The sequence below is a fragment of the Pseudomonas sessilinigenes genome (assembly GCF_003850565.1).
In the GTDB taxonomy this organism is placed as follows: domain Bacteria; phylum Pseudomonadota; class Gammaproteobacteria; order Pseudomonadales; family Pseudomonadaceae; genus Aquipseudomonas; species Aquipseudomonas sessilinigenes.
The window spans coordinates 5,515,938-5,537,524 of sequence record NZ_CP027706.1 but is presented as its reverse complement, the minus strand read 5'-3'; the positions used below and the strand labels follow the sequence as shown (position 1 = coordinate 5,537,524).

Sequence of the window (21,587 nt, the reverse complement as noted above, 5' to 3'; positions counted from 1 at the left end):
TGTGATGAATGGTGTGAATAGATAGCGTGCTTAGTTGTTTGCTTCAAATAGCGGATCCCCTGGAGGGGATCCGCTAACAGCAATGCTTACTTAGGCATGACCCAGGATTGTAGGGTATAGCCGCCCAGGCTCAGCTCGTCACGAGCCTGCTTGAGCAGGGTTTCCAGCTGGGCTGGATCGGAGTAGGCGCTGCAGGGAATCTGGGCACGGCCAATACGGGTGCTGGTGCGGTCGACAACGGTCAGGCTCAGCTCGCCGTTACCGTCCTGTGGGGCCCAGGCCACGCATTGGAAAGGCTGGAATGCGCGGTCGGCGATCAAGAGTGCTTCGTTGATACGGAGCGGGGCGTTCATGGGGTCTTCTCTCTATGTGCCCAATCAAATGATGTGCCGTCGGTTGGGCTTACCGTTCGGCTGGTTATTTGTACTGATGCACCGAGATAGGCATCGGGTCACACCGAAAAACAAGTTTTTACATCTTTCGTCGAAGAGGCTTGTGTCAGAGCCTTTAGTTGCGGGGTTTTTAAAAAACAACTGCGACAATCAGTCGCTCGGATGGACCCTCGATGCGCACCTTAGTTCCTTTGGTAATCAGCGCTATAAGCAATTGATACATTCCGGTGTCAAGTTCTTGCTAATGTTACAGCCAGGTTTTCCAAGCCGCTGTTTCTAGTAACTTTTCCGCTTTTTTGGGCACCGAGGAACAGTCATGCTCGAAGCTTGCGCGCAGCGTCGTTTGCTGGTGGTGGACCCCTGCGAGGACTGCCATCGGTTGTTACCCGGGTTGCGTACCATCGGTTGGGACGTCGATAGCTGTGACCTGGAGTCTGCGCGCGAGCGCTCGTGCGATGTTGGCCTGTTGCGCCTGCAACCTTTCCATCTGGAGCGCCCGGAAGCGGTCAAGGACCTGATCAGCCGCAGCGGCACCGAGTGGATAGCAGTGCTGAGCCAGGAAGTCCTGCGACTGCAAAAGGTCGGTGACTTCGTCTGCGAGTGGTTTTTCGACTTTCATACCTTGCCATTCGATGTGTCGCGGGTGCAGGTCACCCTGGGACGCGCTTTTGGGATGGCGCGCTTGCGGGGCCAGGGTTCGATCCATGTGGACCAGCCAGAACACGAGCTGCTGGGTGACAGCCGTTCGATCCGTGACCTGCGCAAGCTGCTCGGTAAGTTGGCACCCACCGAGTCGCCCGTGTTGATCCGTGGGGAGAGCGGTACCGGCAAGGAGCTGGTGGCGCGCACTCTGCACCGCCAATCCCTGCGCCATGACAAGCCCTTTGTCGCCATCAACTGCGGAGCGATTCCGGAGCACCTGATCCAGTCCGAGTTGTTCGGGCATGAAAAGGGGGCCTTCACCGGTGCTCACCAGCGCAAGGTGGGGCGCATCGAGGCGGCCAATGGCGGCACGCTGTTCCTGGATGAAATAGGTGACTTGCCTCTGGAGCTACAGGCCAACCTGTTGCGTTTTCTCCAGGAAAAACACATCGAGCGGGTAGGGGGTAGCCAGCCGATCCCAGTGGATGTCCGGGTACTGGCGGCGACCCACGTGGACTTGGAAGCGGCCATCATCAGCGGTCGTTTTCGCGAAGACTTGTACTACCGGCTCAATGTGCTGCAGGTGGTCACGGCGCCCTTGCGTGAGCGCCATGGCGACCTGGGCATGCTGGCCAGCCATTTTGCGCATTTCTACAGTCAGGAAACCGGGCGCCGGCCGCGCAGCTTCAGCGAGGATGCCCTGGTAGCCATGGGCAAGCACGACTGGCCGGGCAATGTCCGTGAGCTGGCCAATCGGGTGCGCCGTGGCCTGGTATTGGCCGAAGGACGGCAGATCCAGCCCAGCGATCTGGGCCTGCACAGCCTGCCTTCCCAAGATGTGCCCATGGGCACCCTGGAAGACTACAAGCATCGTGCCGAGCATCAGGCCTTGTGCGACGTGCTCAACCGCCATAGCGACAACCTCAGCGTCGCCGCCCGGGTCCTGGGTATTTCACGCCCGACCTTCTACCGTTTGCTGCACAAGCACCAGATCCGCTAGGGCGGGAGAAAGGCCAAGGCCCGCGGCGATTGGAGAATCGCTGCGGGCCTTGGTTTTTGCGGCGGCTTAGAAGTAGTAGGGGAATTTCAGGCTGAAGGTGAAGTCCGGGGCGTCCTGTGTCATGCCCAGGGCCAGGTTGGGCACGATGGTCAGGTGGTCGGTGGCTGCAATGGTCATGCCGACGTTGAAGTAGGCGGCGTTGGCATCGCTGGACTCCACGCTTTGCCAGTCCTGGCCGCTGTACTTGATCTTGCTCTTGCGCTGGATCTGGTCGGAAACCGAGAACGCCATGCTCATTTTCTCGTTCAGGGCGAAGGCTACACCGGCGCCGACCTGGAAGCTGTCTCCCATCTTCACCTTGCCCGGTGTCTTGGTGCCGACGGTAGAGCTGAGGTCTCCAAAGGACTCTTCCAGGCTGTGGGTGTAGGACACGCTACCGAAGAGCACCGCCGGGTCGAAGGTCTTGACCAGCGAGATACCTGGGGTGATGGACCAGACGCCGTTACCGGTTGGCAGGCTTTCCGGTACGAACAGGTTGCTGTTGCCTGGGTTTGCTTGAACAAACTTGATGCCGAACGGGTCCTTGCCGGTGGGGGCTTTTACCCGCAGGCTGACCACGGCATCAGGAAGGCTGTCGGATTCGTCGAGGAATTTGTAGGCAACCCCGAAGTTGACATCTCCCAGCGTAGGATCGCGAGTGACGGTTTTCTCTGAGATAGACTGCGCCGATCCACCATTAGCACCTCCTGCCGAGTAAACCGACTCGCGGTAGACGACCGGTGCGTTGATATCGAACTGCCAACGGTTATTGAGGTTGTAACGGGCGGTCAGGTCCATGGTCCAGGTATCCGACTTGATCCTGTCCAGGTTGATGTTACCCAGGAGAATCGAGTCCAGTGCCAGAAACCCATTGAGGACCAGCTGGCGAGTGTCGTAGCGGGCGTAGGTCAGGCCGGTTTCAAAGCTGAACTTGCCGCCGCCAAAGAAGCCACTGGCCTCGTCATACAGGTTGGTCACGCTCTGGGCGGGAGTCGAATCATCCTTGAGCGACTGCCCATAGCTGGCACCGCCGCCAGCACCTCCGGAGGCCGCTGCGGCCCCGGTACCGGCAACCTGGGGGTTGCCCTTGAGGTCCGAAGGCGACTTGGCCAGGCGCTTGGGCTGTGGGGCGGCAGGCTGGTCCTCGACCTGGCGGACCCGTTGCTCCAAGACTGCCAGTGCCTTCTGTTGCACGTCATAACGCTGCTTCAGCTCCAGAAGTTCCCGTTTCAGGGCCTCTACATCCGAGTCGGGCGCTGCTTGCAGCGCCATCGGAAAGAGGGTGCTCAAACATACAACCGCGCGCAGTGAAACCGATCGATACATGAAATAAACCGTCCCTTGTAAACCCCAATGGTCGAAAGCAGCGTAGTTCAGAATTTCAAATTGCGTAGTCCGTTCAGCGTAGTCAGATTGCAGTCCAGCGCGCCGGTGCTAGGGCCGTTGTTTTGTAGGACAACATTGAGTTGGGTGAGGTTGTTCACCAAGTTGCTGTTGCCCAATAGACGGGTGTTCTGCAACACATTGCCCTGGGCCACTTGCTGCAGGGTATTACCCTGGTTGGCATTGGCCTGGATGGCCATCTGGATGCCGCTATTGAGCGCCGAGACCGTGACGCTGCCGGCAGCGTTGCTACTGGTGATGGTCTGGCCGTTTACCAGTGCCTGGCCGGGGCTAATGCCCTGGGTCGGTGCCTGATTGGCCTCGCTGACGTTGATGCTGACGTTGTTGTAGGCGCTGTTGCCGTCGCCCGCAGCCCGGACCACCTGGGTCACGCCCTGGCCGGTGCCCAGGCCAGAGCCGCCGATCACATTGCCGGTGCCCTGGGCAGGGGTGCTGCCATTGCCGGTCTGGTTGATGGTGGTGACATAGAACTGGGGTTTGATCGTCGACTGCTGGATCTGCAGGGTGCTGCTGGCGCCGATCAGGTCGCCACTGGCGTTGCGCCAGGTCGTGCTCATGACGATGCCGAAACTGATGATGCGCCCGGGCATGACATAGCGGCCGCGCAGTTGCGAGAGTTCCTGGTCCTGCACTTCAATGGGCTTGAAACCCGCATGGGCCGGAAGAGCTGCTGCCAGGCAGGCCGCGGCCAGCCAGTATGAAGTCTTCATCTGCTGCTCCCGGAGCATCCTGCCCCTTTCTAGTTGTCTGGGCTTCTAGAAGAAGTCGCTCTGGATGAAACCAAAATCCATCAGCTCCGCATCTCGGACCGGGTAGAAGGTATCGAGCTTGTTTTTCGCGGTCAGCGGGGCAGGTGGGTCGAGCAACGCATTGGTCTTGTCATAGCCGGGGCCGATGATGGCAAAGACGATGCCATTCCAGCCCTTGACGAAATCTTCATGGGTATAGCGCTTGTGTCCCAGGACCGGGTCGCCGATGTACACCCAGTCTTTTTGCGCCCGTTGCAGTACCACGAAGTGCTTGTAGCCGCGGATTTCCATCAGCACGATCACCGGAATGCTCACGGATTCGAGCTTGTCGGCCGGGATCCGGTAGCCGCGGGCACGCATGCCGATGCTCTCGGCGTAGCGCTTCATGTCGAGCATGGAAAACCCCTGGGTCTGGACCAGTTTCTGATCCGACGTGGTCAGCATGCCCTTGATCACCTGTTCTTCATTGACATCCAGCCAGTAGGCGTGGCGCAGGATGGTGGCCAGGGAGGCGGCACCGCAGCTGAAATCGGTCTTCTGCTCGACGAGGTCGGCGAACTTGCGTTCGCGTACGCTCTGTACCTTTTTGAAGAGCAAGCCGCCATCGGGCAGGCCGGCAAAGGCCATCTGCGCTGCGTGTACCGGGCCACAAAGGCTCAGCGCCAGAATAAGGATTGCAGTACGCATGATCGTTACGCCTGGTAAGACTGTGGAAAAGCCCCGTTTCCGGGGCTTTCGTTACGATCGCGACTACATGCAGGCTTTGCAGCCGGCAGCGATGGACAGCGAGTTGCTTTGTTGGTTGCCCACGCCGGCCGAGACGTTGGCCCCACCGTTGCCCGAGAAGCCATTCATCGAGCCGGTCATGCTGGCGTTGTTGACCACTGGGTTTTTCCAGCCGTCTTTGGTCAGCACTTGCTGGGTCCAGTAGCCAGCCAGTTCGACAGTGCCTTGTTCCTTGAAGGTGAGTTTTTGATCGTCGTTGCCATGGCCTTTGTCGCCATAGCCATGGCCATGATCGTCGCCGCCTTCGATCTTGCCGCTGCCGGTACCTTTGTAGGTGCCGGAGGCTACGAAGCCGCCACTGAGGGTGGTGGTTTTGTAGGCCTGGACGCCTTTGTTATCCACGACCAGGTTGGTCGAGGACTGGTTGGCCGAAGCCGCTGCGGTGGCTACACGACCGCCGGACACGGCGATTGCCAGGTTGTTTTTCTGTTGGTTGAAGTCGCCGGAGGTGACGTTCATGCCAATGTTGCCGGAGCCGTTGTTGCCCGAGCTGTTGAGCACAGCATTGTTTTGGGTTGAAGAGTTTTTCACGTAGTTGTTGTTGTTCACCTGGGTGGCGCTGGAGACGGCGATGGCGCTACCGAAGATGAAGTTTTCGTCGGCGGTGGCCAGGGCGGCGGCATTGTCTTGTTGGTTGCCATCACCGGCTGCGGCGTTGGCGCCCATGTTGCCGTTGGACCAGTTCAACGAGCTGTCTATTTTGGAGTTGTTGTTGGTGCCTTGGTTTTTCACCACGTTGGTGTTGCTTTCTTGGACGTCAGTCACTGCAGCACCGGCCCCGGCGGTGATTTGCAGCAGCGTGTTGAGATCCGGGCCTTGGTTGCCATGGTGGCCGCCGTGACCGTGGTCGTTGTTTCCACCTGCCTGGGCAGCCATTGCCATGATGGCGGCCAGTGCGAAAACCAGTGGTTTGAGAGCCATTGTTGGTTTCATGGTGTTTCTCCGGTGCTTATTAGTTGGTTAAGTGTTGGTACTTTCTAATCGCACTACGAAGGGTCAGTCTGCGACCCGGATGCTCAGGGTGTTAGCCATCTGGTTCCCCACCCCGGCACTCTGGTTCACCTGGACGACTCCCCGGCTGCCGGTGAAGGCCTGGTCGCTGGTCGCGACCTGGCGGCTGCCTTGATGGGTATCAGGTGCTCCTGAGTTTGGTGACAGCGCAACGTTCTGCTGCGAAAGCGCGCTGTCGTCCATGCCTTGCGGATTGGCGCTGATGCTGATCCGCAAGGTATTGGCCATCTGGTTGTTGGCACCGGACGACTGGTTCACGCCCAGTGCGCCGCTACCGTTACTGAAAGAGTTGCCGCCAATGGTGCTGCTGGCATTGACCGAGCGGTCGGCTGGCGTAGTGATTTTCTGGCTCACGCTGGTGCTGGCACTGGCATTGGTGCCGATGGCGATCGCCCGGGTGTTGGTCTGTTGTTGCTGATCGCCGGCGGCCTGGTTGATGTTGAGGTTGCCGGTATAGCGGGCGCCGGAATTGCTCAGGGTTGCGGTGTCCTGGACCGGGGCACCGCTATCGGCCATGGCCGAGGTGCAGCCGAGCAGGGCCAGCAGGATCAATGCGCGTTTCATCTCAACGGCCTCCGATATTGTTCAGGGGCGCCATGCCGGCACTGATGGAGCGATTGATCGAGTTGGAAATGGTGCTTCCAGAGCCACCACCGTGGCCGGCGGCCATGCCGGGCAGGCCATCGGAGTTGGTGATGACGTTCATGCCGGCAACCCCAGTACCATTGGGCATCACCGCTCCCCGGACCAGGGAGCCGCTGCTGATACCGGCGAACTCGCTGTCGGTCATTTCATCATTGGCCATGCTGGTGACCAGGCCAGAAGGGTTGGCATTGACGGTGGTGGGGTTGTTGTCGAGGTTCAGCGGGCGACCAGCCATAGTCGGGTGCACCTGGCGTTCAAGCACGATCTCGCCATTGCCTGCCGCCAGAGCCGGAAGGCTGCACACTGCGCTGACGGCACAACTGATCAGCATCAGGCGGGTAAAACTTCTAGGTAGAGTCCCCACGGCGGTATTCCTTCTTCTCAGTGCTGGCCCTAGTCAGCGTTGAGAGGGAGAGAGCAGAAGCCGTGCCGGTTTTCATTTATTTCGAGTAATCAAGGACTTGCGAATTCTCAAGGCGAATACGCAAAGAAGCTGTTTCATGGATGAGACAGCATTGGCCAGCGGCCAATGGCCATAACCATGGCAATGCTCTGGAATGCGGGTTGCTGGGCTGTTGTATCGCAGGCTTAACAGTTTTGCCGATTAGCCGTGTTGGCCCAGGAAAATGGCGGGCGGGTCTGCGCAGGAGTGTTTCAGGAATGGACACTGGCAGCCTTGATTGGCCGCCAGCGATCAATCCAGCAGGTACTGCCGGACCAGTTCGAAGGCTTGCTGGCGACGAGCCGACCAGTCACCGCCGATGACCCGATAGGTTTGCCGGTGTTGTTCCAGCCACTGCTGCGTGGCGTCGAAGAACGCCTGGCGCTGGGCCAGTTGTGGCTGGCAGCGCAGGCCGTCGCCGCTCCAGGGCACGCCTTGGGGCGATAGCAGCAGGTGCAGGTCGTAATGCCGGGCCAGTAGCTGTTCTTCCAGCCACAGCGGGCAGTCGTGGAACAGGACCTGGCTCCAGAGCATATTGCTCAGCAGGTGAGTATCGAGAATCAGCAGTTCAGGTTGCTGTGCCCGAGCCTGATCCTCCCAGGCCAGTTGGCCTCGGGCGATTTCGGGAATATCGGCCAGGCAGGTGTCGCGGCGCTCCTGTTCCATGAAATGACGCACGTATTCAGCGACCTGAAGGCCACCGAAGTGAGCTCGCAGCTCGGCCGCCAACCAGCTCTTGCCGCTGGACTCGGGGCCGGTAAGGACCAGGATCTTCATGGTTGCAAGGCCGGATCGGCACGCCAGCTGCGCCAGCCCTGGATGGCCAGCAGGGTGAACAAGGCATATAGGGCCGCAGTGAGATACAGCGCCTTATAGATGAACAGGCCGACGAAGATCACATCTACCGCGACCCACAATGGCCAGCACTGCACACGCTTTTGTGCCATCCACCATTGCGCCACCAGGCTGAAAGCCGTCAGGGCGGCATCGAGCCAGGGTTGGGCGGCATCGGTCCAATGGGCCATGGCGGCCCCCAGCAGCAGACTGCCAAGAGCGCCCAGAGCCAGTCCCTGGAGCAGCGCCGGGTATTGCAGCTGGCTGACTGGACGCCCCTGGTGCTGCTCGCCGCCGCGGGTCCATTGCCACCAGCCATAGAGCTGCAGCGCGGCATAGACCACCTGCAGCAGCATGTCGGAATAGAGTTTGACCTCGTAGAAGATCCAGCTGTAGAGCAGCACCATGACCAGGCCGATGGGCCAGCACCAGGGGTTTTGCTTGACCGTCAGCCAGACGGCAATGACGCCGAGCGCAGCGGCAAACAGTTCAAGCCCGGACATGGCGGTTCCTTGGGGAAATGGCGAAAGGGGGCGGATTGTACCCAGAGTAGGGGCCGTGCGTCAGGCCTTGCCCGAATCCGCCTGTGCAACCAGCACCGGCGGATTCGCACGCACCGCGAAATCAGACGCGGAATTGCCGGAGCAGGCCATTGAGCTGTTCGGACAACTCCTTGAGGTGGCGGCTGGCAGTACTGGAGTGCTGGGCCGCCAGGGCCGTGCCCTGGGACAGCCCGGCGGCCTGGCCGACGTTGTGGTTGATGTCCTCCACGACATGGGCCTGCTGCAGGGTAGCGCTGGCAATCGAGGCATTGAGGTTGTTGAGGGTATGCAGCGCCTGGCCGATGGCGCTGAGGCTGGCCCCAGCCAGGCCGGCTTGCTCGATGGTCAGTTGCGAGGCCCGGCTGCTGTCGCCGATGACCTTGACGGCCGCTTCGGAGTGATTTTGCAGGCGCTCGATCATGCCCTGGATTTCCGCAGTGGATTGCTGGGTGCGCTGGGCCAGCAGGCGCACCTCGTCGGCGACTACGGCAAAACCCCGGCCCTGCTCGCCGGCGCGGGCGGCCTCGATAGCGGCATTCAGGGCCAGGAGGTTGGTTTGTTCGGCGATGGAGCGGATCACCTCCAGCACCGTACCGATCTGGGTGCTTTCGGTGGCCAGGGTACGGATCACCTCCACGGCCTGATCGATGGTGCCTGACAGTTGGTCGATCTGTTGCAGGCTGCTGTCGATATTGACCTGGCCTTGCTGGGCCTGGACCTCGGCCTCGCGCACTTCGTCGGCGGCCTGTTCGGCATTGCGCGCCACGTCCTGGACGCCGGTGGTGACCTGGCTGATGGCGGCTGCCACCTGTTCCATTTGCGAGGATTGCTGTTGGCTGCGCTCCTGGGCCTCGGAGGCATTGCTGCCCAGTTCGCTGGAGGATTGCTCCAGGGCGGCTGCGCTGGCCTGCAATTGGGTCACGACGCCACGCAATTTGGCGGTGAAGCCGTTGAAGTGGCGGGCCAGCTCGGTGACTTCATCCTGGCCGTGGGTATCCAGGGTACGGGTCAGGTCGCTTTCACCGCTGGCGATATTGGCCATGGCGTGCACGGCCTCACGCAGCGGGCTAACGATACTGCGCACGATCAGTACCACCAGGGCGCCCATCAGCAGGGCGATCACCAGGCCAACCGAGGACGCACGCAATACCTGGGCATAGAACTCTTCCTGCAGGTCATCGATGTACACCCCGGAGCCGATGATCCAGCCCCAAGGCTGGAACAGTTGGATATAGGAGGTCTTCTGCACCGGCTCCTGGGCTCCGGGCTTGGGCCAGCGGTAATCGACCATGCCGGCACCCTTGGCCTTGGCCACCGCCACCATTTCGTTGAATACCTGGAAACCGTCCGGGTCCTTGATAGCGCCCAGGTTCTGTCCATCAAGCTTGGGGTTGGCCGGGTGCATGATCATCACCGGCGTCAGGTCGTTGATCCAGAAATAGTCATTCTGGTTGTAGCGCAGGCCACGGACCGCCTGCAGTGCCTGCTGCTGCGCCTGTCCGCGGCTCAGGCTGCCGGAGGCTTCCAGGCCCTGGTAGTAGTTCAGTACGCCAGCGGCGGTCTGCACCACATGCTGGGTTTTCTGCGCCTTGGCCTGGTACAGGTCGTCATGAATCTGCTTGAGCATCATCACGCCCAGGGTTACCAGGGTCAGCACTGCCACGACCAGGATCAGCCACAGGCGCTGGCTGATGGACATCTTGCGTAGGCTATTCATCATCCGGTCACTCCAGATTCTTGTTCTTGTCATAAAAGCTCGTAAGCATCCAAGCATGCCTGCCTGCGAGCGCCAACCCTACGGAAGTCCAATAACATCGCGGCGCATTTTGCGCCTGTCTGCTAGGATTTCGGCGCCTTTACACAAAACCTGAAGTTTTCTGAGTTTTTCACAGATTTTTCATGGGCTTGTGTTGATCTTGCCAGCGCTGCGGTTTTGGCTGTGATCGACGCCGTGAAGGCTTTGAATATTTAAAAAGAGGCATGCCACGAGCAGGGCCTCATTGGGGGATTGATGGATCTTTGGACCGCCGTACAAGCATTGATACTCGGGATTGTCGAAGGGCTCACCGAGTTTTTACCCATCAGTAGCACCGGGCACCAGATCATTGTGGCCGACTTGCTGGATTTTGGTGGCGAACGGGCAATGGCCTTCAACATCATCATCCAGTTGGGCGCGATCCTGGCAGTTGTCTGGGAATTCCGCCGCAAGATCTTCGATGTGGTAGTGGGCCTGCCCACCCAGCCCAAGGCCCGGCGTTTTACGGTCAACCTGATGGTGGCGTTTTTCCCGGCAGTGGTGCTGGGGGTGATTTTCGCCGACCTGATCCACGCTTATCTGTTCAACCCGATCACCGTGGCCACGGCGCTGGTGATTGGCGGGATCATCATGTTGTGGGCCGAGCGTCGCCAGCATCAGGTCCATGCCGAGAGCGTCGATGAAATCACCTGGAAGGACGCCCTCAAGGTGGGGTTCATCCAGTGCCTGGCAATGATTCCAGGAACCTCGCGCTCCGGCTCGACCATCATCGGTGGCTTGCTCTTCGGCCTGTCGCGCAAGACCGCGACCGAGTTCTCGTTCTTCCTGGCCATGCCAACCATGGTCGGGGCGGCGGTGTACTCCGGCTACAAGTACCGCCATCTGTTCCAACCTGACGACTTGCCGGTGTTCGCCATCGGCTTTGTCACCGCGTTCATCTTCGCGATGATTGCGGTCAAGGGGTTGCTGAAATTCATTGCCAGCCACAGTTATGCGGCATTCGCCTGGTATCGCATCGCCTTTGGCCTGCTGATCCTGGCGACCTGGCAGTTCGGTTGGGTCGATTGGGCGGCGGCCAAGGCGTGAAGGGCAGCCGTCAAGAAGGGCGTCCGGGCAATGCTGGGCGGATTCAGCATGCCAGGAGCAAGCTGCTGGTGTTCGTCCTGTTGTGCGCCTTGCCATTGTTCGGCGCCCTGTCCCTGTGGTGGCGGGGCGTCTCGGCCATTCCTCTGCTGGCCTACGGCGCGGTCAGCCTACTGACGTTCCTGGTCTACTGGCACGACAAACGTCGGGCCCGGGACCAGGGGCAACGTACGCCCGAGAACGTCCTGCATGCCCTGGAGCTGGCGGGTGGCTGGCCCGGGGCCTTGCTGGCGCAACAACTAGTGCGACACAAGACCCGCAAGCTGTCCTATCAGACTGTGTTCTGGTTGATCGTGGCCTTGCACCAGGTGTTCTGGATCGATCGACTGTTTCTTGAGAGCGGCCTGTTGAGCTGGATCTAGATCTGCAATCCGACCTGCGCCCGTTTGGGTAGCTTGGCCACCACCAACTGATGCGAGCGCTGCAACAGTTGCTTCAACTCAGCCGCTTCCAGGGGGTAGGGCACGCGCAATATGACCCAGTGGGCGCGAGCCAGGTAGGGCGCAGGAGAAACACCGGGGCGGTCGACATGGCCGAGGAACAGCTCAGGGTCGACCTTGAAGGCCAGGGATTCGCCCCGCAGGTTCTGCAGGGCGAACATCTTGGTCCCGGCAATCGAGAACACCCGCACACCTCCCCATTTGTAGTCTTCCCGGGCACCGGGCAGTCCCAGGCAAAACTGTGCCACTTGTTCTTGATCCATCAGTGGGGCTTTCACAGCAATCTGTCTCCACAGGCTTCGAAGGATTCGCGCAGGTGATCGATCCAGGCCCGCACGGCTGGCATCACGCCACGGCGATGGGGGTATACCGCTTGCAGCCAACCACCGGGCAGAGACCATTGTGGCAGCAACTGGATCAGTTGGCCGCTGCTCAGTTCCTCTTCGCAATAGAGCATCGGCAGCACTGTGCACCCAAGGCCGGCGAGGGCGCAGGCCCTGCGTACAATGAAGTCGTCGATCCCAAGGCGTGCTTCCAGGGCCAGTTCATGGGCGTTGCCTTGCTCGTCCAGTAGGCGCAGATGCACCAGGCGGTCCGCTTCCAGGGCGCCAAGGATCGGCAGGTGGCGCAGGTCATCCGGATGTTCCACTGGATGGCGTTGCAGAAATGCCGGGCTGGCGACTATCGCGGTCTGCGCCTGGCGCAGGCGCCGAGTGACCAGCAGCGGGTCCTCATCGCCTTGCTCGCGTACCCGCAGCGCCACATCGACGCCTTCGTTGATCAGGTCGACACGACGATTGAGCAGCAGCATCTCCAACTGCACTTGCGGATACTTTTGCAGGAAGCTGCTCACTAGGGGGGTCAGTAGCTCATGGGCCAGGCCGACCGGGCTCGATACCCGGAGCCGACCGCGAGGCTCGCTGGCCATGCTGGCCACGGCTTCGTCGGCCATTGCCGCCTCCAGCAACATGGCCTGGCAGTGGCGCAAGTATCGCTCGCCCACGGCCGTCAGCTTCAGTTGTCGGGTGGTGCGCTGCAGCAGCCGGGCATTGAGTCGTTCCTCCAACTCGGCGATGCGCCGCGACAGGCGCGACTTGGGAATCCCCAGCAGCCGGCCGGCCGCAGTGAATCCGCCAGCCTCGACCACTTTGGCGAAATAGTAGAGGTCGTTGAGGTCTTGCATGAGATACGGCCCTATTGTTCTGCTGATGGGATTAACTATCGCATTTATACCGTCTAATAAGCTATTGGTTTCATGGGTAGGATTTACAACATTCGATCGCCAAGTGGCGGTCCTCACTTGGAGATCCCAGATGAAACTCTTGCATATCGATTCCAGCATTCTTGGTGACAACTCGGCCTCCCGTCAGCTGAGCCGCGACGTGGTTCAGGCCTGGAAGGCCGCCGAGCCACAGGCAGTGGTGACCTACCGCGACTTGGCTACTGATGCGATCAGTCATTTCTCCGCTGCTACCCTGGTTGCTGCGGGTACCGTTGCCGAATTGCGTGATGCGGCCCTGGAGCACGAAGCCCAGCTTAGCGCCCAGACCCTGAGCGAATTCCTCGCCGCCGATGCGGTGGTGGTGGCAGCCCCCATGTACAACTTCACCATTCCCAGCCAGCTCAAGGCCTGGTTCGATCGCATTGCGGTAGCCGGCCAGACCTTCCGCTATACCGAAGCCGGCCCTCAGGGCTTGTGCGGCGACAAGAAGGTGATCGTGGTGTCCACCTCTGGTGGCCTGCATGTCGGCCAACCTACCGGGGTAGGGCATGAGGATTACCTGCGGGTCATGTTCGGCTTCATGGGCATCACCGATATCGAGTTCGTCCGTGCTCATGGCCTGGCCTATGGCGACGACATGCGCAACAAGGCCATGACTGACGCCCAGGTACAGATCAACAAACAGCTCTTCGCTGCCGCGTAAGGCTTGTGTAAAGACGCTTCCCCCCTGCGTCAGCCCTACTAGACTCTGTATTCCGGTCACTGCTTTCAGTGATCGGGTACGGAGTTTTTTCATTGGCGTTTTTCACGTTTTCTGGCCCGAGTTATGCAGCACACGAAGCGAGGCTTGTTTCCCGTGTAGCTCCATTGCGACGCCAGATCCGTTCCAGGGCCTTGGCAGCAAGGGATGGCAGAGGGAAGAGGCGCTCTCGATCCAGCGGCAAAGGTGGGCGTGTCATGAAAGGTCAATGTGCGTTGTTACTGATCTTCCTGCTCAGTGGCCTGGTTTCGGTGCAGGCTGCTCCTGCGCATGGTCCGCGCTGGAGCGTCGGTTTCCATGAAATGACGTTCCTCGACCCGCTGGACTTGCAACCGATGCGGGCTATCGCCTTCTATCCGTCCACCGGGATCGAGCACTCCAGCCCGTTGGAGGGTTATCAGATTGCGGCCTCTCGCGATGCCAAGATCGCTATCGGTCGCTTCCCGATGCTGATGCTCTCCCATGGCAATACCGGCACGCCCCTGGCCTTGCATGACCTGGCTACATCGCTGGCGCGCAAGGGATTTGTCGTGGTGGCGGTGATTCATCCGGGTGACAACTCCAAGGACTACAGTCGGCTGGGAACCCTGAGCAACCTCTATGGACGGCCGATCCAGATATCCGAAGCCATCACTGCCACATTGAGCGATCCGATGCTGTCACCGTTCGTCAATGCCGACCAGGTCGGTGTCATCGGTTACTCCGCCGGTGGCGAAACGGCCTTGATTCTTTCTGGCGCGACTCCCGACCTGGATCGCCTGCGGCGTTATTGCCTGGAGCGGCCCGATGATCGGGATGCCTGCAATACCCATGGCGAGCTGATCGTCGATCGTGACGATCTGGCGCCAGTGGCCGATCCGCGCGTGCATGCATTGATGCTCATGGCGCCGTTGAGTCTCAAGTTCGGTCGCCAGACCCTGGCCGGAGTGCATGTGCCCGTACTGCTGTACAGCGGAGACGGTGACCAACTGGTCGCCCTGGACAAGAATGCCGCGGCCCTGGCGCGCAAGCTGCCGGTGGCCCCAGATTTCAAGTTACTGGCCGGGGCCGGGCACTTTATCTTCATGGCACCGTGCAGTGCCGAACAATTGGCCGCGATGCCGGCCTTGTGTACCGACGCTGATGGCGTCGATCGCGAGGACATTCATCGCAACCTGATTGCCGAGGCGGGCAAGTTCTTCGCCCAGACCCTGGGGAGACCGAACAGGGCAGGGATGCAGACCGCCGATCAGTGACTCAGGCGCCGCTGCGGCGCTTGAGCAGCAGGGTCAGTCCCAGGCCGCTGAGTGACAACAATGCGGCGCAGAAGAAGATCCACGAATAGCCCAGGTTCAGCGCAATCGCGCCCATCAGCGGCCCGGCTACGGCCAGTGCCAGGTCGAAGAACACGGCGTAGGCACTCAAGCCGGCACCCCGACTGCTATTGGGAACTTGCTTGATAGCCTCCACGCCCAAGGCCGGATAGACCAACGACAGGCCGAAACCGGTAAGGCCCGCACCCACCAATGCCCAGCTGGGGGATGGTGCCAGCCAGAGCAGGCTCAGCCCCAGGGTCTCGACACACATGCAAGCGATAGCCGAGCGAAAGCCGCCAAAACGGCTGATGCTGGAAATGAACAACAAGCGTGAACAGATGAAGCACACGCCAAATACCGTGAGGCAATAGGCTGCGCCGTTCCAGCCAAGGCTCAGGTAGAACAGGGTGATGAATGTGGTCAGCGTGCCATAGCCGATGGAGGCCAGGCTCAGGCTCACACCGAACGGTGCAATACGCCCGAAAACCGCCCAGAAAGGCAGGCGTTCGCCCCGTACCACGGGCACCGAAGGCTTGTTGCGTATCAACAGTAGCGCCGCCAGCGCCAGGGCCGACAGGGCGATACCCAGGCTGGCGAAGCCATATTGCTGGACCATCACCACCCCAAGGGGTGCACCTATGGCTATTGCGCCGTAGGAGGCAATGCCATTCCAGGAGATCGATCGGGCAGTGTGCTCGGTTCCTACCTGTCCCATGCACCAACTGATGGTGCCAACCCCGATCAAGCCTTGAGCGACCCCCAGTAGCAGGCGTCCCGCCAGCAGCACTGCCAGGCTCAGCCAGGGCAGGTTTTGCAGCAGCACCGATACCAGGGTCAGCAGGCCGCTCAGCACAATGCCCAGCAGGCCGTAGATGATTGCGTGCTTGGTGCCCACGGTGTCCGACAGACGCCCGGCCAGGGGGCGGCTGAGCAAGGTGGCCAAGTACTGCGAACCTATGGTCACCCCGGCGACTATCGCGCTGAACCCCAGTTCTTCGTGGACATATCCCGGCAGCACGGCGATTGGCAAACCAATGCAGAGGAAGGCGATAAAGGTATAGAAGACGATGGAAACGATCTGCAGGGTGATCGCCATGGAGCTTTGGGCGGGCGGTTGACGCTCGGGCATGGAGGCTCTTCGCGGGTGGCGGTTAGAGGAGCGCATCATCGCGTGCCGCGAAGGTAAAAGGAAGCTGGCTAACTATTTATCCAGGGGTGATGAATCGAGCCGATGCAAAAAGCCCCATCACGAGTGATGGGGCTTTAGTTTGACGCTTGCAGCTTGCGGTGGCTTAGAACAATACGCCCTGGCTACGCAGGTAGTCGTCGTAGGTGCCGCTGAAGTCAGTCACACCGTCGGGGCTCAGCTCGATGATACGAGTGGCCAGGGACGATACGAACTCACGGTCGTGGCTGACGAACAGCAGGGTGCCTGGGTAGTTCTCCAGGGCCAGGTTCAACGCTTCGATGGATTCCATGTCCAGGTGGTTGGTCGGTTCGTCCATCAGCAGCACGTTGGGCTTTTGCAGGATCAGCTTGCCGAACAGCATGCGACCCTGCTCACCACCGGAAATCACCTTGACCGACTTCTGGATCTCGTCGTTGGAGAACAACATGCGGCCGAGGGTGCCACGGATCATCTGTTCGCCCTGGGTCCACTGGCCCATCCACTCGAACAGGCTGACATCGTCTTCGAAATCATGGGCGTGGTCCTGGGCGTAGTAGCCGACTTCCGCGCTTTCGGTCCATTTCACTGCGCCGGCATCCGGAGTCAACTCGCCTACCAGGGTGCGCAGCAGGGTGGTCTTGCCAATGCCGTTGGGGCCGATGATTGCAACGCGTTCGCCCGCTTCGATGGTGAAACTGAAATCCTTGAACAGCTGCTTGCCCTCGAAACCCTTGGAGACCTTTTCCAGGGTGACGGCTTGGCGATGCAGTTTCTTGGTCTGCTCGAAGCGAATGAAGGGGCTGACCCGGCTCGATGGCTTGACTTCGGCCAGCTGGATTTTGTCGATCTGCTTGGCACGGGAGGTTGCCTGCTTGGCTTTCGAGGCGTTGGCCGAGAAGCGGCTGACGAAGGTCTGCAGTTCGGCGATCTGGGCTTTTTTCTTGGCGTTGTCGGCCAGCAGTTGCTCGCGAGATTGGGTCGCGGCGGTCATGTACTCGTCATAGTTGCCTGGGAACAGGCGCAGTTCGCCGTAGTCCAGGTCGGCCATGTGGGTGCAGACGCTATTAAGGAAGTGCCGGTCGTGGGAAATGATGATCATGGTGCTGTTACGCGCCGTGAGAATGTTTTCCAGCCAGCGAATGGTGTTGATGTCCAGGTGGTTGGTCGGCTCGTCCAGCAGCAGCACTTCCGGGTTGGAGAACAGCGCCTGGGCCAGCAGGACCCGGAGCTTCCAGCCTGGGGCTACTTCGGTCATGGAGCCGAAATGCTGCTCCAGGGGAATGCCCAGGCCCAGCAGCAGTTCACCGGCACGAGACTCGGCGGTATAGCCATCCATTTCGGCGAATTCTGTTTCCAGCTCGGCCACGGCCATGCCGTCTTCTTCGGTCATTTCCGGTAGCGAGTAGATCCGGTCGCGCTCGGCCTTGACCCGCCACAATTCCTCATGCCCCATGATCACGGTGTCGATCACCGTGAATTCTTCGTAGGCGAACTGGTCCTGACGCAATTTACCCAGGCGGACGTTCGGCTCGAGCATGACCTGGCCGCTGGAGGGTTCGAGGTCACCACCGAGAATTTTCATGAAGGTCGACTTGCCGCAACCGTTGGCGCCAATCAGGCCATAGCGGTTGCCGTTGTTGAATTTGACCGAAACGTTCTCGAACAGCGGCTTGGCGCCGAACTGCATGGTGATGTTGGCGGTGGAGATCAAAATGCTTACCTATCAGTAACTTACGAAGCCGGATTTTCAGCTGATACCGATTTGATACCAATCTTGAGCTTTTCCAGCTCGCTCCAGTCGGAGCTTGAGTTGAGCCAACGGGCATACGTCGACAGCAGCATTTGCATGCTGTGACCCAGCTGTTGGGCGATAAATGCGGGGTTAAGGCCGGACATTGAGCATATTGTCGCATAGGTGTGACGACAGTTGTATGGGGGCCTCCTTCTAATCCACGGCTCATTCAGCACCGGCACCCAATGCTTGTGCAGGCCTGGCGTCTGCTTTAGGTCGTAGCGGATATCTTTGGCCGCGCACTGCTGGATCGCGGTGAAGTACTTCGGGTTGACGCGGGCAAGGTATGCCATGGTCTTCTCCTGGGTATGCGCCGTCCTCCGGGCGGATGGCGGCATGATGGATATTTGGCGTGGGATGGGGTATGACGCATGGCCGGCATGGAGCCGGGCAAAAGAGGGTTTGACATGAATTACACAGCCAACGGGCCGTTTGAAGTATCGCTAAATCCGGAGTCCTTGAGTGTCACTGCCGAGGGGACGGGGCTTGGCCGGATGTCTCTAGACAAGCAATTCCATGGCGATCTGGACGCGATCAGCAAAGGCGAAATGCTGTCGTTTCGCAGTAGCGTTCAAGGTTCTGCAGGCTACGTTGCCATGGAAACCGTGCATGGAACATTGAACGGCCGCCGTGGCAGCTTCGTGCTTCAACATAGTTCGACCATGAGTCGTGGAGCCCCCGTTCAGTCCATCAACGTCGTACCAGATTCCGGTACTGAAGCGCTTTCCGGGCTGGTTGGCAGCATGATCATTACGATCACCGACGGGCAGCATTCATACAAATTTGAGTACGAACTACCAGGTCAGAACTGACCCTTGCTCACTGGCTGGTAGCGCCGGATGCTCAGGCCGCAGCGACGTCGTCGATCAGAAGGACAGGGGGTGGAAGAGGGCGCTGCGGGTAGTCTTCGGGTCTCGCAATTGCTGCGGACCCGAAGGGCTTCACAACAACTTAAATTCGGATAATTTGCGTGATGTACGGTTTGCCTTTAATGGGCGCATAGATTTCCACGATGGCATTCCAGGATCCTGATGAGCCCGGTAGGGTTGCTACTGTCAGATAGCGATAGTTTGTGCCATTTACGACCTGGCTCGAAACTTCTTTAGGGACGTACTTCACACCAATGACGCCAGCTATCGCTTCCTCGAATACCTTTTTTTCCTCGGTAGTCAGCGGGTGGTAAGGGGTCCATCCACCAACGGAATGCTCTTGAGCTGTCATGAATTAAATCTCCATATTTAAATTCCTACTCGTCTGGCTTTTCGGAGTTCGCCCCGTCTATTGAATGGTTTCCGGAATCCATTTCCTGAATGGTTTTCCGAGCATCCCTACTCCGATTTACTGTGAACCCGGGTGCTTGGGAAAACACCGATACGAGCCTACTGCCGGTCCGGGGGAGTGTAGATCAGGAGCCTGGGGGATCAAGGCAGGGACGCGCGGAGGCAATGAGCGCAAAGCTTCGGGCTCGATACCTTCGCTGCGGTTTCACTCTGAGGTGTGGGCCATGAGCCCTGAGGAGCTAGGTATGTCAGCGTAAATTGCGACGAAATACGATGGGTGCGAAGGGTCGCGAAGCACTCCTAGATGGTCGGAGGCGAAACGCTGCTACGGCTGCTACTGGCATTTCATCCGCACTGGATGCTCGGACAGGAAGACGATAGATTCAGCCTCTAAAGGATGACTTTCTCCCATGGAGTGGATTTTTTGCGCAAACTGGTTGTTGTACTTATGTTCGGTCTTCCGTGCAGCTCTCCTGTAATCGCAGGTGATGGCGGCGTGAAAGTGTCGGCCTTTGGTGCAGTTGTTTCATCGAGTCTTGCTGTGACTCTTTTCCCCGTTACCCTCACCGAAGACAGTCAAGCAAGTACCCAGAACAGCGCCAAGAAAGGCGATCCAAAAATACTTGCCGCTCGCAATGATGCGGCAGCCTTCGTCGCAAGTGATGGCGTTATTCGAAGCGCGAGCTTGGAGGCTGCATTTGAGGTGCTACGTACTCAGAGTAAAACGCGTACGGTCAGCGACATCAGGCTAGCTCAAGCGGTTTTGGTTTACGGATATCGCTAGCGAAATGCATATCGGCCACTCGTAACGAGCCCAGCACCACGTTGGGCTTATTGCATTTGGAACATACCTACTGCCTGCGAGCATCAACTTGGATTTCAGATACATAGAAGGAGCACATTATCTTAGAATGGGCCTTTCCCGCCCTTCAAAGGAATGATTACGTGGTGAGCAACAACGCCATCTGCTGTCCGCAATGCCAAGGCCAAAACGTACAGCTACTGTCCGTCATACATGCTGCTGGTACTACTCACATACAAGCAACCCATCACGCACAATCCGGATTCGGGCCAGGCGTGACCGTCGAAACTACAGGTCGGCATCAGACCTACTTGGCCGCTAGCGTCGGTCCACCTCCAGGTAAACGCTTGCTTGGCCCAGTGATCCTCACGGGGGTTGGCGCCATCATCTTGTACGACGGCCTCAAACTTATGAATACGTTCTGGGGTGTGGATTGGACGAGGTTCTTCATGGGCTCGATATTGATCACCGTCGGTGTGATTGGATTCGTTCGCCATTGGAAATTCAACGTCGCGCAGTACGACAAGTTGGAAGAGTGGCGCCGCACCTGGCTATGCCACGCTTGTGGCACGCGATTCCTGCCGTAAACGGCGCAAGAGGGCACCTTCGGGTGCCTTTTCTTTTTCGTCTTTAAGCTAACTTGTATCGTGGTGTCGAGGTTGACCGCATGAAGCTCTCCGGCAAGTGTCAGAGCAAGGATGGCTATAGCCGTGCCTACATTGGGAAGCCTGGTCTTACTGCGCAGCTATTGTCTGTACTTGAGGGAGTGGAGTTCACCCGGGGGATCATCTCTGTCTCGGCCTGCTCGCGTCGATATGTTTCTGCTCAGGATTAACGCCTGGCGCCGTAGGCGTATCAGGACACTCCTCTGTCCATCGCGTAACCGTCATCTCATTGAGTTGCTCGCCGATGGTGTCGATACGCAGGCAAGTGCCTTTCCTTGAGTAGAACAAGATGCAGCGCGAGCTATCGAAGGAGCAGGCATCGACTTCGAAAAACTTGTGCGCAGCCAGTTCTCGTTCCACGCCACTGTATCCATGACTATCAGCGGCATGCATCCGTATCGGCTGCCAACCTTGCCTGATTAATTTAGCCCTGGTCTTGATCAAAGACTCACCGACGGCGATGTTGGCCACCCCATGCTTGTTGTTTACTGCCTGCGAGTTATCGGCAAGCACTGAGTGGCTACCAATGCAATAAAGCACTACGAGCGTGAGGCTCGAAAGCTTAAGGTCAAGGGTATTAAGCGAGAAGTCGGCGAATTTCATCAGCCTGGTATGCTCAGGGCAAGTGGTCTTGTTGTATCGCTTGATTTACGCATAAAGGCTGTAAGTCGATGCGCCATGGGTACTGCAACGTCCGCTACGAAAACTGATTGTCGGCCACTTGGTCGACTGCTTGAACTCTTCGGTGTAGCGCGGGCTGCTTGGCCACATTTTCAGG

The 21,587-nt window shown here is 59.1% G+C and carries 24 protein-coding genes and 1 pseudogene; 8 read left to right on the top strand and 17 right to left on the bottom strand.

Features of this window, described 5'->3' with window-relative positions:
* Nucleotides 1–86 precede the first annotated feature (86 nt).
* Nucleotides 87–353, bottom strand: coding sequence for a DUF1652 domain-containing protein (locus tag C4K39_RS25470; RefSeq protein WP_068586606.1), 267 nt, complete (start codon nucleotides 351–353; stop codon nucleotides 87–89).
* Nucleotides 354–708: 355 nt separating this feature from the next.
* Here C4K39_RS25470 and C4K39_RS25465 point away from each other — a divergent pair, with 355 nt between their 5' ends.
* Nucleotides 709–2,034 carry a sigma-54 dependent transcriptional regulator gene (locus C4K39_RS25465; RefSeq protein ID WP_124347717.1) on the top strand — a complete coding sequence of 442 codons (1,326 nt, stop codon included), beginning with the start codon at nucleotides 709–711 and terminating at the stop codon, nucleotides 2,032–2,034.
* A gap of 66 nt (nucleotides 2,035–2,100) precedes the next feature.
* Here the strand turns inward: C4K39_RS25465 and fapF are convergent, their stop codons facing one another.
* The 9 genes from fapF to C4K39_RS25420 all read right to left on the bottom strand — a co-directional run bounded on the left by fapF (nucleotide 2,101) and on the right by C4K39_RS25420 (nucleotide 10,203).
* On the bottom strand, nucleotides 2,101–3,399 hold the full coding sequence (gene fapF / locus C4K39_RS25460; protein WP_124347716.1) for a fibril amyloid transporter FapF: 1,299 nt from the start codon (nucleotides 3,397–3,399) through the stop codon (nucleotides 2,101–2,103).
* A gap of 47 nt (nucleotides 3,400–3,446) precedes the next feature.
* Entirely contained in the window at nucleotides 3,447–4,187 is a 741-nt protein-coding gene (gene fapE / locus C4K39_RS25455; RefSeq protein ID WP_068586597.1) for a fibril amyloid subunit FapE, read from the bottom strand.
* Between the two features lie 45 nt (nucleotides 4,188–4,232).
* Nucleotides 4,233–4,913 carry a fibril amyloid maturation endopeptidase FapD gene (gene fapD, locus C4K39_RS25450; RefSeq protein ID WP_068586595.1) on the bottom strand — a complete coding sequence of 227 codons (681 nt, stop codon included), beginning with the start codon at nucleotides 4,911–4,913 and terminating at the stop codon, nucleotides 4,233–4,235.
* A gap of 63 nt (nucleotides 4,914–4,976) precedes the next feature.
* Entirely contained in the window at nucleotides 4,977–5,945 is a 969-nt protein-coding gene (gene fapC / locus C4K39_RS25445) for an amyloid-like fimbrin subunit FapC (RefSeq protein WP_124347715.1), read from the bottom strand.
* A 63-nt stretch (nucleotides 5,946–6,008) separates the two neighbouring features.
* A complete protein-coding gene (gene fapB, locus C4K39_RS25440; RefSeq protein ID WP_124347714.1) occupies nucleotides 6,009–6,587 on the bottom strand; it encodes a fibril amyloid subunit FapB in 579 nt (192 codons plus the stop codon).
* Nucleotide 6,588: 1 nt separating this feature from the next.
* The gene (gene fapA / locus C4K39_RS25435; protein WP_068586583.1) at nucleotides 6,589–7,032 is read right to left on the bottom strand and encodes a functional amyloid chaperone FapA; all 444 of its coding nucleotides are present in this window, start codon (nucleotides 7,030–7,032) and stop codon (nucleotides 6,589–6,591) included.
* 330 nt (nucleotides 7,033–7,362) lie between these two features.
* Complete coding sequence (locus C4K39_RS25430) at nucleotides 7,363–7,887, bottom strand: AAA family ATPase (RefSeq protein ID WP_124347713.1); 525 nt, start codon at nucleotides 7,885–7,887, stop codon at nucleotides 7,363–7,365.
* A complete protein-coding gene (gene pnuC, locus C4K39_RS25425) occupies nucleotides 7,884–8,447 on the bottom strand; it encodes a nicotinamide riboside transporter PnuC (protein WP_068586579.1) in 564 nt (187 codons plus the stop codon). The genes C4K39_RS25430 and pnuC overlap by 4 nt, the downstream gene beginning before the upstream one ends.
* Before the next feature lie 121 nt (nucleotides 8,448–8,568).
* The gene (locus C4K39_RS25420) at nucleotides 8,569–10,203 is read right to left on the bottom strand and encodes a methyl-accepting chemotaxis protein (protein ID WP_124348396.1); all 1,635 of its coding nucleotides are present in this window, start codon (nucleotides 10,201–10,203) and stop codon (nucleotides 8,569–8,571) included.
* 294 nt (nucleotides 10,204–10,497) lie between these two features.
* On the opposite strand from C4K39_RS25420, the gene C4K39_RS25415 reads away from it, so the two are divergent.
* Complete coding sequence (locus tag C4K39_RS25415; RefSeq protein WP_068586575.1) at nucleotides 10,498–11,328, top strand: undecaprenyl-diphosphate phosphatase; 831 nt, start codon at nucleotides 10,498–10,500, stop codon at nucleotides 11,326–11,328.
* The gene (locus tag C4K39_RS25410; RefSeq protein WP_124347712.1) at nucleotides 11,325–11,747 is read left to right on the top strand and encodes a DUF1294 domain-containing protein; all 423 of its coding nucleotides are present in this window, start codon (nucleotides 11,325–11,327) and stop codon (nucleotides 11,745–11,747) included. Before C4K39_RS25415 ends, C4K39_RS25410 begins: the two co-directional genes overlap by 4 nt.
* Here C4K39_RS25410 and C4K39_RS25405 read toward each other — a convergent pair.
* Nucleotides 11,744–12,088, bottom strand: a complete 345-nt coding sequence (locus C4K39_RS25405; protein ID WP_068586681.1) for an MmcQ/YjbR family DNA-binding protein — start codon at nucleotides 12,086–12,088, stop codon at nucleotides 11,744–11,746. The genes C4K39_RS25410 and C4K39_RS25405 overlap by 4 nt on opposite strands.
* 11 nt (nucleotides 12,089–12,099) lie before the next feature.
* Nucleotides 12,100–13,008 (bottom strand): LysR substrate-binding domain-containing protein, encoded by a 909-nt coding sequence (locus tag C4K39_RS25400; RefSeq protein ID WP_068586572.1) that lies wholly within the window; start codon nucleotides 13,006–13,008, stop codon nucleotides 12,100–12,102.
* Between the two features lie 130 nt (nucleotides 13,009–13,138).
* Between C4K39_RS25400 and C4K39_RS25395 the strand changes: the two genes are divergently transcribed.
* Nucleotides 13,139–13,750, top strand: coding sequence for an FMN-dependent NADH-azoreductase (locus C4K39_RS25395; protein WP_124347711.1), 612 nt, complete (start codon nucleotides 13,139–13,141; stop codon nucleotides 13,748–13,750).
* Between the two features lie 254 nt (nucleotides 13,751–14,004).
* Nucleotides 14,005–15,042 carry an alpha/beta hydrolase family protein gene (locus C4K39_RS25390; protein WP_068586566.1) on the top strand — a complete coding sequence of 346 codons (1,038 nt, stop codon included), beginning with the start codon at nucleotides 14,005–14,007 and terminating at the stop codon, nucleotides 15,040–15,042.
* A gap of 1 nt (nucleotide 15,043) precedes the next feature.
* On the opposite strand, the gene C4K39_RS25385 is transcribed toward C4K39_RS25390, so the two are convergent.
* The 3 genes and pseudogenes from C4K39_RS25385 to C4K39_RS25375 form a co-directional block, all read right to left on the bottom strand.
* Nucleotides 15,044–16,231, bottom strand: coding sequence for an MFS transporter (locus tag C4K39_RS25385; protein WP_124347710.1), 1,188 nt, complete (start codon nucleotides 16,229–16,231; stop codon nucleotides 15,044–15,046).
* A gap of 163 nt (nucleotides 16,232–16,394) precedes the next feature.
* Nucleotides 16,395–17,981 (bottom strand): ABC-F family ATPase, encoded by a 1,587-nt coding sequence (locus C4K39_RS25380; RefSeq protein ID WP_068586558.1) that lies wholly within the window; start codon nucleotides 17,979–17,981, stop codon nucleotides 16,395–16,397.
* A 20-nt stretch (nucleotides 17,982–18,001) separates the two neighbouring features.
* Nucleotides 18,002–18,277: pseudogene (locus C4K39_RS25375) on the bottom strand (site-specific integrase); the annotation flags it as partial.
* 192 nt (nucleotides 18,278–18,469) lie between these two features.
* Here C4K39_RS25375 and C4K39_RS25370 point away from each other — a divergent pair.
* Complete coding sequence (locus tag C4K39_RS25370) at nucleotides 18,470–18,874, top strand: DUF3224 domain-containing protein (RefSeq protein WP_068586679.1); 405 nt, start codon at nucleotides 18,470–18,472, stop codon at nucleotides 18,872–18,874.
* Between the two features lie 139 nt (nucleotides 18,875–19,013).
* Here the strand turns inward: C4K39_RS25370 and C4K39_RS25365 are convergent, their stop codons facing one another.
* Complete coding sequence (locus tag C4K39_RS25365) at nucleotides 19,014–19,283, bottom strand: hypothetical protein (protein ID WP_068586552.1); 270 nt, start codon at nucleotides 19,281–19,283, stop codon at nucleotides 19,014–19,016.
* A 483-nt stretch (nucleotides 19,284–19,766) separates the two neighbouring features.
* Here C4K39_RS25365 and C4K39_RS25360 point away from each other — a divergent pair, with 483 nt between their 5' ends.
* Both C4K39_RS25360 and C4K39_RS25355 read left to right on the top strand, forming a co-directional pair.
* Entirely contained in the window at nucleotides 19,767–20,126 is a 360-nt protein-coding gene (locus C4K39_RS25360; protein ID WP_225926529.1) for a DUF2388 domain-containing protein, read from the top strand.
* A gap of 164 nt (nucleotides 20,127–20,290) precedes the next feature.
* On the top strand, nucleotides 20,291–20,731 hold the full coding sequence (locus C4K39_RS25355) for a hypothetical protein (RefSeq protein ID WP_124347709.1): 441 nt from the start codon (nucleotides 20,291–20,293) through the stop codon (nucleotides 20,729–20,731).
* A 198-nt stretch (nucleotides 20,732–20,929) separates the two neighbouring features.
* On the opposite strand, the gene C4K39_RS25345 is transcribed toward C4K39_RS25355, so the two are convergent.
* Nucleotides 20,930–21,412 (bottom strand): hypothetical protein, encoded by a 483-nt coding sequence (locus C4K39_RS25345; RefSeq protein WP_124347708.1) that lies wholly within the window; start codon nucleotides 21,410–21,412, stop codon nucleotides 20,930–20,932.
* Nucleotides 21,413–21,587 lie beyond the last annotated feature (175 nt).

Coding starts and splice junctions, on each gene's coding strand:
- C4K39_RS25470 (WP_068586606.1), bottom strand. CDS start 353: ATGAACGCCCCGCTCCGTATCAACGAAGCACTCTTGATCGCCGACCGC.
- C4K39_RS25465 (WP_124347717.1), top strand. CDS start 709: ATGCTCGAAGCTTGCGCGCAGCGTCGTTTGCTGGTGGTGGACCCCTGC.
- fapF (WP_124347716.1), bottom strand. CDS start 3,399: ATGTATCGATCGGTTTCACTGCGCGCGGTTGTATGTTTGAGCACCCTC.
- fapE (WP_068586597.1), bottom strand. CDS start 4,187: ATGAAGACTTCATACTGGCTGGCCGCGGCCTGCCTGGCAGCAGCTCTT.
- fapD (WP_068586595.1), bottom strand. CDS start 4,913: ATGCGTACTGCAATCCTTATTCTGGCGCTGAGCCTTTGTGGCCCGGTA.
- fapC (WP_124347715.1), bottom strand. CDS start 5,945: ATGAAACCAACAATGGCTCTCAAACCACTGGTTTTCGCACTGGCCGCC.
- fapB (WP_124347714.1), bottom strand. CDS start 6,587: ATGAAACGCGCATTGATCCTGCTGGCCCTGCTCGGCTGCACCTCGGCC.
- C4K39_RS25430 (WP_124347713.1), bottom strand. CDS start 7,887: ATGAAGATCCTGGTCCTTACCGGCCCCGAGTCCAGCGGCAAGAGCTGG.
- pnuC (WP_068586579.1), bottom strand. CDS start 8,447: ATGTCCGGGCTTGAACTGTTTGCCGCTGCGCTCGGCGTCATTGCCGTC.
- C4K39_RS25420 (WP_124348396.1), bottom strand. CDS start 10,203: ATGAATAGCCTACGCAAGATGTCCATCAGCCAGCGCCTGTGGCTGATC.
- C4K39_RS25415 (WP_068586575.1), top strand. CDS start 10,498: ATGGATCTTTGGACCGCCGTACAAGCATTGATACTCGGGATTGTCGAA.
- C4K39_RS25405 (WP_068586681.1), bottom strand. CDS start 12,088: ATGGATCAAGAACAAGTGGCACAGTTTTGCCTGGGACTGCCCGGTGCC.
- C4K39_RS25400 (WP_068586572.1), bottom strand. CDS start 13,008: ATGCAAGACCTCAACGACCTCTACTATTTCGCCAAAGTGGTCGAGGCT.
- C4K39_RS25395 (WP_124347711.1), top strand. CDS start 13,139: ATGAAACTCTTGCATATCGATTCCAGCATTCTTGGTGACAACTCGGCC.
- C4K39_RS25390 (WP_068586566.1), top strand. CDS start 14,005: ATGAAAGGTCAATGTGCGTTGTTACTGATCTTCCTGCTCAGTGGCCTG.
- C4K39_RS25385 (WP_124347710.1), bottom strand. CDS start 16,231: ATGCCCGAGCGTCAACCGCCCGCCCAAAGCTCCATGGCGATCACCCTG.
- C4K39_RS25370 (WP_068586679.1), top strand. CDS start 18,470: ATGAATTACACAGCCAACGGGCCGTTTGAAGTATCGCTAAATCCGGAG.
- C4K39_RS25365 (WP_068586552.1), bottom strand. CDS start 19,283: ATGACAGCTCAAGAGCATTCCGTTGGTGGATGGACCCCTTACCACCCG.
- C4K39_RS25345 (WP_124347708.1), bottom strand. CDS start 21,412: ATGAAATTCGCCGACTTCTCGCTTAATACCCTTGACCTTAAGCTTTCG.